This is a genomic window from Candidatus Rokuibacteriota bacterium (genome assembly GCA_016209385.1).
Classification (GTDB): domain Bacteria; phylum Methylomirabilota; class Methylomirabilia; order Rokubacteriales; family CSP1-6; genus JACQWB01.
The window spans coordinates 1-9,354 of sequence record JACQWB010000306.1 but is presented as its reverse complement, the minus strand read 5'-3'; the positions used below and the strand labels follow the sequence as shown (position 1 = coordinate 9,354).

The 9,354-nt window shown below is 67.0% G+C and carries 8 protein-coding genes; 4 read left to right on the top strand and 4 right to left on the bottom strand.

From position 1 onward, the window contains the following. The coding region (locus HY726_23115) for a phage integrase N-terminal SAM-like domain-containing protein (GenBank protein MBI4611892.1) at positions 1-331 on the bottom strand (331 nt) is incomplete at its 3' end. Positions 332-644: 313 nt separating this feature from the next. Between HY726_23115 and hemE the strand changes: the two genes are divergently transcribed. From hemE to HY726_23095, 4 genes are all read left to right on the top strand, one after another. Beyond that, positions 645-1,682 carry a uroporphyrinogen decarboxylase gene (gene hemE / locus HY726_23110; GenBank protein MBI4611891.1) on the top strand — a complete coding sequence of 346 codons (1,038 nt, stop codon included), beginning with the start codon at positions 645-647 and terminating at the stop codon, positions 1,680-1,682. After that, positions 1,675-2,598, top strand: coding sequence for a ferrochelatase (hemH, locus tag HY726_23105; GenBank protein ID MBI4611890.1), 924 nt, complete (start codon positions 1,675-1,677; stop codon positions 2,596-2,598). The genes hemE and hemH overlap by 8 nt, the downstream gene beginning before the upstream one ends. A gap of 26 nt (positions 2,599-2,624) precedes the next feature. Further along, complete coding sequence (hemG, locus tag HY726_23100) at positions 2,625-4,025, top strand: protoporphyrinogen oxidase (GenBank protein MBI4611889.1); 1,401 nt, start codon at positions 2,625-2,627, stop codon at positions 4,023-4,025. 641 nt (positions 4,026-4,666) lie between these two features. Next, positions 4,667-5,593: a hypothetical protein gene (locus tag HY726_23095; GenBank protein ID MBI4611888.1), complete on the top strand. Its 927-nt coding sequence runs from the start codon at positions 4,667-4,669 to the stop codon at positions 5,591-5,593. A gap of 26 nt (positions 5,594-5,619) precedes the next feature. Here the strand turns inward: HY726_23095 and HY726_23090 are convergent, their stop codons facing one another. The 3 genes from HY726_23090 to HY726_23080 all read right to left on the bottom strand — a co-directional run bounded on the left by HY726_23090 (position 5,620) and on the right by HY726_23080 (position 9,195). Next, the gene (locus HY726_23090) at positions 5,620-6,111 is read right to left on the bottom strand and encodes a hypothetical protein (protein MBI4611887.1); all 492 of its coding nucleotides are present in this window, start codon (positions 6,109-6,111) and stop codon (positions 5,620-5,622) included. A gap of 148 nt (positions 6,112-6,259) precedes the next feature. Continuing rightward, positions 6,260-8,206 carry a S8 family serine peptidase gene (locus HY726_23085; protein MBI4611886.1) on the bottom strand — a complete coding sequence of 649 codons (1,947 nt, stop codon included), beginning with the start codon at positions 8,204-8,206 and terminating at the stop codon, positions 6,260-6,262. A 443-nt stretch (positions 8,207-8,649) separates the two neighbouring features. Then, on the bottom strand, positions 8,650-9,195 hold the full coding sequence (locus HY726_23080) for a hypothetical protein (GenBank protein MBI4611885.1): 546 nt from the start codon (positions 9,193-9,195) through the stop codon (positions 8,650-8,652). Positions 9,196-9,354 lie beyond the last annotated feature (159 nt).

The following is a 9,354-nucleotide window of genomic DNA, read 5'->3' as shown; positions in this document are numbered from 1 at the left end:
GGCGCCGCTTGATTTCCTCTTTGGTCAGGATGACGGGCAACCTCCTTGGTCTTTTGGCGCGAACGACCCCCTGGATAAGGCCAATCTCATTCTCCAGGACCTTGTGATACAAAAACAACAGGGCATTCAACGCCTGGTTCTGCGTTGAGGCAGCCACATGGGAGTCGGAGGCTAAACTGGTCAAGAACCGGCCGATCTCTGCCTCACCCATCTCGGCGGGGTGTCGCTTCCCGTGGAAGAAGATGAAACGTTTGATCCAGCCGACATACGCCTCCTCGGTTTTGGGACTGAGATGTCGGGCACGCATCGCCCGGCGAACCCGATCAAGCAACCTGAGTTTGGGTGCGCCAGCAGGGGAAGAGACGCCGGCCGCAAACAAGCGAGACGAGAGCAGAACAGTATGGCGGAGGCCCGGTCGGCGGCAATGTCAAGAAAGCGATACAGCAAGAAGGGGGCGAGCGACGGGAGGTCGGGACAGCTCGAGGGCGCCGGCGGAAGCCCGGTTCTTCGCCGCGTGGAGGTCGAGCTGCCTGGCCAGTGGGCCCGTCACGCGGCGTAGGGCATTCGCCCGGTAAGGGGAGCGGGCCAGGGCGCGCTCCCCACTTCCTTGACCGGACGCAACGGGAGGGCTACGCTCGTCGCGTATGCATCCGTTCGTGAAGGCGTGCCGCAGAGAGCCCACCGATTTCACGCCGGTGTGGCTGATGCGCCAGGCCGGACGCTACATGCCCGAGTACCGGAAGCTCCGCGCCCGCCTGGGCTTCCTCGAGCTCTGCAAGAATCCCGAGGCCGCCACGGAAATCACGCTGCTTCCGGTCGAGAGGCTCGGCGTGGACGCCGCGATCATCTTCGCCGACATCCTGCTCCCGCTGGAGCCGTTGGGGGTGGGCCTCGAGTTCGCGAAGGGCGAGGGACCGGTGATCCACCGCCCGGTCAGGAGCGGGGATGACCTCCGGCGCCTGGGCGAGGTGGATGTCCAGAGCGCGGTCCCCTTCGTCTTCGAGGCGATCCGGATCGTCACCCGCGCGCTGGACGGGCGCCTGCCGCTGATCGGCTTCGCGGGCGCCCCGTTCACGCTGGCGTCGTACCTGATCGAGGGCGGGCCGTCGAGCGACTACCTTCACGCCAAGCGCCTGATGCACGACGAGCCCGCGGCGTGGCAGGCGCTCATGGAGAAGCTGGTCGCGATCAGCATCCAGTACCTGAACGGCCAGATCGCGGCGGGATGCGCGGCGGTCCAGCTCTTCGACTCCTGGGTCGGGACCCTCTCGCCTCAGGACTACCGGAACGGCGTCCTTCCCCACACGCGGGCCGTGATCGCCGGGCTCACGCCTGGAGCTCCGGTGATCCACTTCGGTACCGGGACCGCGGGCCTGCTGGAGCTGATGCGCGAGGCGGGCGGCGACGTGATCGGGCTGGACTGGCGCGTGGACCTGGGCGAAGCCTGGAAGCGCGTCGGCTACGACGTGGGGGTGCAGGGGAACCTCGACCCGGCGGTGCTGCTAGCCAAACCCGCCGAGATCCGCCGTCAGGTGCAGGCGATCCTGGCGCGGGCCGGCGGCCGTCACGGCCACATCTTCAACCTGGGCCACGGCGTCCTGCCCGAGACCCCGGTCGAGCACGTCGTAGCCCTGGTGGAGATGGTCCACGAGCTGTCAGCCAGGCGAGGGCGCGGTGATTGACTCCGTTCTCCTGATCGCCTTCGGTGGTCCCACGCGGCCGGAGGAGATCCGGCCGTTTCTCGCGACCGTGACCCGCGGCCGCCGGATTCCGCCGGAGCGCGTCGACGAGGTCGCCCACCACTACGAGAGGATCGGCGGCCGCTCGCCGCTCAACGAGCTGACGTTCAAGCAAGCGGCCGGGCTCGCGGCGGCGCTGGCGCGGAAGGGGATCGCGCTGCCGGTCTTTGTCGGCATGCGGAACTGGCATCCGTACCTGGCCGAGACCCTCGCGGAGATGGCGGAGAAGGGCTGCCGGCATGCCCTCGGCATCATCCTCTCCTCGCTCCAGACCGAGGCTGCCTGGGAGCGCTATCAGGACAATGTCGCCGAGGCCCGCGCGACGGTCGGTCCGGCGGCGCCCGCGGTGACCTACGCGCCGCCCTGGTCTGATCATCCGCGCTTCATCGAGGCCGTGGCAGATCAAACGCGGGCTGTGCTCGACGCGATCCCTCCAGCGCGCCGGCCAGAGACGCCGCTCGTCTTCACCGCCCACAGCGTCCCGGTGGCGATGGCCGAGCGCTCGCCGTACGTCGCCCAGCTCACGCAGGCCTCGCGACTCGTGGCCGATCAGCTCGGCCACCGCCGTTGGCGCATCGCCTACCAGAGCCGGAGTGGCAGCCCGCTGGAGCCGTGGCTCGAACCCGATATCGGCGAGGTGATTCGTGACGTGGCTCGCGACCGGGTCGCGGACCTCGTGGTCGTGCCGATCGGGTTCGTCGTTGACCATGTCGAAGTCCTCTACGACCTGGACGTGGAGGCCCGCGGGGTCGCCGCGGGCGCGGGCGTCAGGCTCCACCGGGCGCAGGCGGTGAACGATCATCCGGCGTTGATCGCGATGCTCGCCGATCTCGTCGAGGCCGGGCCCGCGCGCCAGTGAGCGGCACCGGACCTGTCAGCGTCATCGTGGTGGGCGGCGGGATCGCCGGCCTTGCCGCGGCGCACCGCCTGGTCGAGCTGTCGCGCGAGCGCGGCCTTGCCCTCGAGCTCACGCTCCTCGAGGCACAGGACCGGCTCGGTGGGACCATCGCCACGGAGCGCCGCGGGGGCTTTCTGATCGAGGCGGGTCCCGACTCCTTTCTTTCGGAGAAGCCCTGGGCCCTCGCCCTCTGCGAGCGGCTCGGCCTGACGGATCGCCTGGTCAGGACCGACGACCGGTTCAGGAAAACCTTCGTGGTCCACGGCGGCCGTCTCCATCCGCTCCCCGAGGGGTTTCAGCTCCTGGCCCCCGCGCGGCTGGTGCCGCTGCTCACCTCCTCCCTCTTCTCCTGGCCGGGCAAGCTGAGGATGGCCCTCGACCTGGTCCTTCCGCGCGGCAGCTCTGGCGAGGACGAGAGCCTGGGGGCCTTCGTCGGGCGGAGACTCGGTCGCGAGGCTCTCGAGCGTGTCGCCCAGCCGCTGGTGGCGGGTATCTACACGGCTGATCCTGACCAGCTCTCGCTGGCCGCCACGCTCCCGCGCTTTCTCGAAATGGAGCGGCGGCACCGGAGCCTGATCCTCGCCCTCCGGAGGGCTGCCCGGCAGAGCCCCGACGTGGCGCAGGGTGCGAGCGGCGCGCGGTGGAGCCTGTTCGTGACCTTCGCCGAAGGGATGGAGGAGCTTGTCAGGAGTCTTGCCGGGCGGCTGCCTCCTGGCTCGGTGAGGCTCAAGGAGCGGGCCGATGCCGTGGTGCGCGAGGGCGACAGCTGGAAGGTCGTGCTCGCCGACCAAGGCGCCCTGCACGCCCACGCAGTGATCCTTGCACCCGAAGCCTACCAGAGCGCGCGGCTCACCCGGTATCTCGATCCCGCGTGCTCCCATCTCCTGGAAACGATCCCCTACGCGGCGTCGGCCACCGTGAGCCTCGCGTACCGGCGCGCGGAGGTCGCCCATCCGCTGGACGGCTTCGGCTTTGTGGTGCCCCGGAGCGAAGGGCGGCCGATCCTGGCGTGCACGTTCTCGAGCGTCAAGTACCCGGGCCGGGCGCCCGCGGGGTTCGTCCTTCTCCGGCTCTTTCTGGGCGGCGCGCTGAACGAAGCGGTCCTGCGGGAGGACGACGAGCGGCTGGTCACCCTGAGCCGCTCCCAGCTCGCCGAGCTCCTCGGGGTCACGGCGCCCCCTTATCTCAGCCGTGTCCACCGCTTTCCCACCTCGATGGCCCAGTACCATCTGGGCCACCTCGACCGGATCGGCGCGATCGAGCGGCGGGTGGCCGGGCACCCGGGCCTGGCGCTGGCCGGGAGCGGCTATCGGGGAGTGGGGATCGCCGACTGCATTCGGTCGGGGGAGGAAGCCGCGGCGCGAGTTCTCGAGTCTCTCGCGGTCTGAACCTTGTTCCCGAGATGTTCCGTCGGGCAGGGAAGCTCGTGGACCGCATCCTCAAGGGCGCCAAGCCGGGCGAAAATACATTTTAAAGAATGCGGCTCAACAGTTTCGTCCGTGGCTGTCGCTCTCCGAGACGAGAGAGGGCGCGGAGGGCGCGGGATCTTTGATGCGGCGTATATAGAGCAGCTTATCGAGTGCCGGACCTTTCTCGGCCGGCGGTCCTGCGGGACACGTCGGATCAGACCTGCGCGTCGCTCTCGCGTCGTACATCCGCAAGCCTGCCCCGCTTGAGCCTGGGTCTCGTGCGAGGAGACTGGCCGAGGGCCAAGAGCCGAGGTGTCAGGCGGCGCGGCTCAGGGAGGCCCCGACCGGCCGCTCCTGGATTTCCCCCTTTCGATTCAGATACTTGGCTGATTCTCCACCGCTTCCCCGCTCCTTATCATGTATGGGAGAGCCGGGGATGACCGGCCGGAGTTCGTTCCAGACCGGGCGCCGGCCCGGCCCCGTTCGCGGGGACGCGGAGAGGGGCTGATGCGGCCGCGGATTGCTCTCGTGGCGGGCAGTCTGCGCCGGGCGCGCCCGGCTGTGAAGGCCCTTTGTGTCGGCACGGTCGTTCGGAAAGGATCCCCGAGAGGAGGATAAGGTTGAGCAAGAACACGGGAAGGATGGTAGCCAGACTTGGCTTCCTGCTGATCGCAATTCTACTCTTTGTGGCCGCCCAAAGCGTCGAGGCGAGCCATGCTACTTTTGCGCCCGGTGATGTGTTCGTCTCAATCGACGTGTTTTTCGCTCCGTTTGTGTCGACGACTGGTCAGGTGCAATGGTGGCACCCGGATGGAACTCCCAACAGGATTCTGGTCGGCCAAATCCCGGGGACGGCCGAGGGGATGGGGTTCGACGCCGGTGGGAACCTTTACGTCACCCGTTGGTGCTTTGATCCGTCCTGTACCACCGGGAATACCGTGGAAGTGTTCAACACCCTCGGCGCGTCGCTGGGAGCATTCGGCAGTGGTTACAACTGCAATCCCCATGCGATCGTGTTCGATGCGGCGGGGAATGCCTACGTCGGCCAAGCGGATTGTACGGGCGCGATCTTGAAGTTCGAGCCCGGGAAAGCGCCGATCGCATTCGCTGTGGCCCAGGAATTCCGAGGCTCCTTCTGGATCGATCTTGCCGCCGACGGGTGCACGATTTTTTACACGTCCTGGGGTCCCAACGTCAAGCGGTTCGACGTGTGTACCGGCGTGCAGCTCCCAGACTTCAACGCTGCCCCGCTGCCCGGCGGTGAAGCTCACGACCTACGCATCCTTCCGGACGGGGGAGTCCTCGTCTCGAGCGGCCAGGTGATTGCGCGCCTGGACGCCTCCGGCGCTCTCGTCCAGACGTACGGCGTGCCCGGGGAGCCTAGCTACTGGGCCGGCCTGGACCTGGTCGGAGACGGCACGTTCTGGGCTGGCAACTTCGCCACTTCCAATGTCTACAAATTTGGTCTCGCCAGCGGGACCGTGCTTTCCGGCTTCAACGCCGGAACCCCACCGGGTACTGTCGTAGGCGTCAGCGTGCGCAAGTGAGATCAAGCCCGCGGCCTTAAGGATTCTCAGATCTCGAGCCGCTTCCAGTACTGGGCCCTCATCCACGCGTAGGAAAGGGTCAGCCCGGTCAGCCAGGCGAGGGGCAGGGACATCCAGACGTATTCCAGCGCCCACCCCATGACGATCGCGGCGATGTAGCTGCTCCCGAGCATCGCCGCGGCCAGGATGGTTTCGATCAGGAACGCCGCCCCCGTATCCCCGGTGCCCGTTACGGCCACGAACCACATCTCGCCGGGGATCACGACGAGCATGGCCAGGGCGACGACGCGCAGACTGCTCAGACTGCTCTCGGTCACCGCCGGGTCCGAGGTCACCAGCGACAGCAGGAACTCGGGGAAAAGGATGACTCCGTCCGCGGGAGAGAAGAAGTAGGAAGTGTCCGAGTACGCGGGCCGTGCGGGGTCACGGAAGAAGTGATGCTGCGCCAGCCACCCCAACGGCCTGTCCCGGTGGGGCTGGACGTCCGTTTGGACCCATTCCTGTAGGCTCTTCGACATGGCGCATACGTCCTGTCTTGCCCGCGAGGGAGAACCCGGACCGTAGGCGATATAAACGGCCTTGTCCACCAGGCCCGCCCCGGGCCGAACCCACGCCGGCGGCTGCCGTCCGGGCTCTCCCGGCGTCAGGAGCGTGACCCGCCGTCCCTCAGGGCGTCACGTCAAAGGCATCCACGACGACCCAATCGGTACCTGCCGCCGGGTTCATGGTCCCTGTCACCTCTACGGTCAAGGCATGAGTCCCCCGAGGGAGGCCGGAGGCGGTGAACACCACGGCCTGCGGTTCATGGGAAGGGGCGTACGTATCCACCTCGCCCATGAAGTTCCCGTCCACGTAGACGCGGGCGATGCCGGCACCCGGGTAGCGGTAGCCGATCCAGCTCACCGCCGTTCCCGTGAAGCTGAAAGTTGCCCGGGCGCCGGATTCTTCGGCGATCACGGCGGTCCCGCCGCTGAGGGTCTCGCGGCTGCGTGGATACCAGTTGCCGAAATAGGTGACGGCGGGATCGGTCTCTTCAAAGCGGGTCCCTGTGGAGGCCGGGGCGTTGGCCACGGTCACGCTGACGGGGGCGGACGTGGTGCGGTTGCCGGCGGCATCGCGGGCGACAGCCGCCAGGGTGTGGGGCCCGTCGGTCGTCGTGGTCGTATCCCAGGGGATGGCATATGGAGCGGTGGTGTCTTCAGCGCCGAGCGGGGCCCCATCGAGCAGGAACTGGACCCCGACCACGCCCACATCGTCCGAGGCGCTGGCCGCCACCGTGACCGTGCCCGAGACGGTTGACCCGTCAGGGGGAGCCGTGATGGCAACCGATGGCGGGGTGGTATCTGCCCGGGCGGCCCTGACAGCCTCGTACGCGTTGAGGTAGCCAGTGCCGACTTCGTGAGGGCCGAAGCCGAGCATCGGCGTTGCCGTTTTCTCCAGCAGCGACTTTACCAGATCAGGGCTGAGCCGCGGGTTCGCCTCGAGCATCAGGGCCACGGTGCCAGAGACATGGGATGTCGCCATACTGCTGCCACTCGCGACGGCATAGTGGAGCGCGTCGGCTCCGATGTTCACCAGGTCAACGGCAAAGAAGGTGTGCATGACGATGCCGGTGGTGGCCCGCGCGGCCGCGATGTCCACGCCGGGCGCCGTGATCGTTGGATGAAGGAGCGGATCGCCGGGGACCCCACGCGAGGAGAAGTCGGCCGGCGTCCGGCCGTCCTTTCGGCCGGCGGCCACGCAGATGACCCACGGCGCCACACAGAACGGGCTCAGGGTATTTAGGCTGGGCCCATCGTTCCCTGCCGAGAAGACGACGACCAGCCCGGCGTCGTGGGCTCTCTTGCTGGCCACATTGATGGGGTCGTCCGGTGAGAAGGAGCCCCGGGTGCCCCAGCTGTTGGAGATCACCCGGATCCCGTACTTGTCCCGGTTTGCCAGGACCCAGTCGAACGCCTCGAGCGCCGTGAGGATAAAGATCGTCTCGCCCGCCCCCACGCCGACCAGCTTGGCGTCGATGGCGACCCCACGGTACTTTCCCGCGAGCGCCGCGCCCGTGCCGGCTGCGATCGAGGCCACATGGGTGCCGTGTCCACTGGTCGTGTCGGTGTTCGAGAGGCCCTCGACGACGATCGGATCGCCCCCGAACAGGTTCGGCCCCACCTTCACGTTCTGGATGACCTTCTCCCCGAAGGGGAGGTCCGGATGGGTGGCGTCGATGCCCGAATCGATGATGGCCACGGTCACGCCGCTGCCGGTATACCCCAGTTCGGTCCAGACCCGATCGGCACCGACAAGCGGGACGCTCTCATTCAGGAAGTAGCTGAGCTGGCCGTTGTAAGAGCGAATCCCGGGAAGGCCGAGGAGACCGAGAAGCTGGGTCGCCGTGCCCCGGACCCCGACCATCGGCAGCACGCGAAACGGGCGGATCTCGATACCGGTGGCTTTGAGCGCCAGGAGGTCGTTCGGGGTGGGATTGTGGTCAAAGGTTACGACGCCCTCGATTAGTTGGAACAGGCCCGCGGTTTTGAGTACCTCAACGAGCACCGGGTCGATCTCGGGCTGGCCGAGGGCCCGCGTAGGTACCCCCAGCAACCCGATGAGGGCGATCACGAGCGCTATCGCAACGATAAAGCGTGAGCGGCTACGCATACGCTGACCCTTCCTTTCCTGTAGGATTAAGATCGTAGTCGGCACAAACGGTAGGACCGAGCTTGATCGCTCGAAAGACAAAGCCCTGTCCGTCTCATCCGCGGATGCATCGCGCCGCCCCGGCCTTTGCATGCCCGTCGCATCCATCCTTTCGAGAGCCGGTGCCCGAGCGCTGGGTGTCGTGAGCGTGGCCCTCGAAGGAGACGGTATAGGCTGCAGGCGCTGTAGAAGGTCTTGCCCGCCAGGCCCGGCCCGGACGGAAGCCGCGCGGGCGGCTACCGTCCGGGCCCTGCCGGGGTCTGGAGTATGGCCACTACAGAAGAGTCGCGTCGCCTTAGCTTGCCCGGGCCGCTTGACTCGAGTTTGGGCGAATAATCGCCGCTATCTCTCTCCTCTCATCTTTTTCAGGGCGACACCAGGCCGCCGCACATCGTCGCCTCATCCGGCGCGGGCACCGGCCCCGTGGTCGACGGGTTCGGAGCATGGAGCTGGATATTCCCGCCGCCAGGACCCCCTCCGCCCAGGAAGCGCGTCGTCACGACATAGCCATTGGAGAGCCGGATCCCGAACATGTCCATCGTGCCGGGCTCCCCGTTGTCCACCATGCGCACGCGAAAGCGCACGGTCTCGTCCCGGTTGGTGCGGGCGAAGCCGCAGATGTCGCGCGCGTTGGGGATCGCGGGATCGATCAAGTAGCCCGTGATCTCCGTGCTGTTCACGTGGTAGCCGGGCGAGGTGCTGTGGTCGACGAAATTCACGTGGCCCCAGAACTCACCGTTCTTGCAGCCTCCGTGGGCACCGAAGTTCGCCATCTTGCCCAGGTCCGTGAACACGAATCCGCCGCCCGTGATGAAGTCACAGGGGACCGGAACGAAGTGGGCGTTGGCGGAGAGGCTGAAGCCGAGGACCAAACCCACTACCAACAACAGGGCAAATCCGATTTTGTGCATTGTCTTACCTCTTTTTTTGGTTCATCCGACTTTGGCGTGGGTCGCTGGCTGATGTAAGAATGGCTCCAGCTCCATCACCACACCGGGAGGGCTGGGGCCATGCGCGACGTTGAACTCTATCGCTACCTGCTGGGGCTGGAGGCGCCGTGGACCGTGCGG

Excerpts from the sequence above, each read along its gene's own strand:
- hemE (MBI4611891.1), top strand. The coding sequence starts at position 645 with ATGCATCCGTTCGTGAAGGCGTGCCGCAGAGAGCCCACCGATTTCACG.
- HY726_23090 (MBI4611887.1), bottom strand. The coding sequence starts at position 6,111 with ATGTCGAAGAGCCTACAGGAATGGGTCCAAACGGACGTCCAGCCCCAC.
- HY726_23080 (MBI4611885.1), bottom strand. The coding sequence starts at position 9,195 with ATGCACAAAATCGGATTTGCCCTGTTGTTGGTAGTGGGTTTGGTCCTC.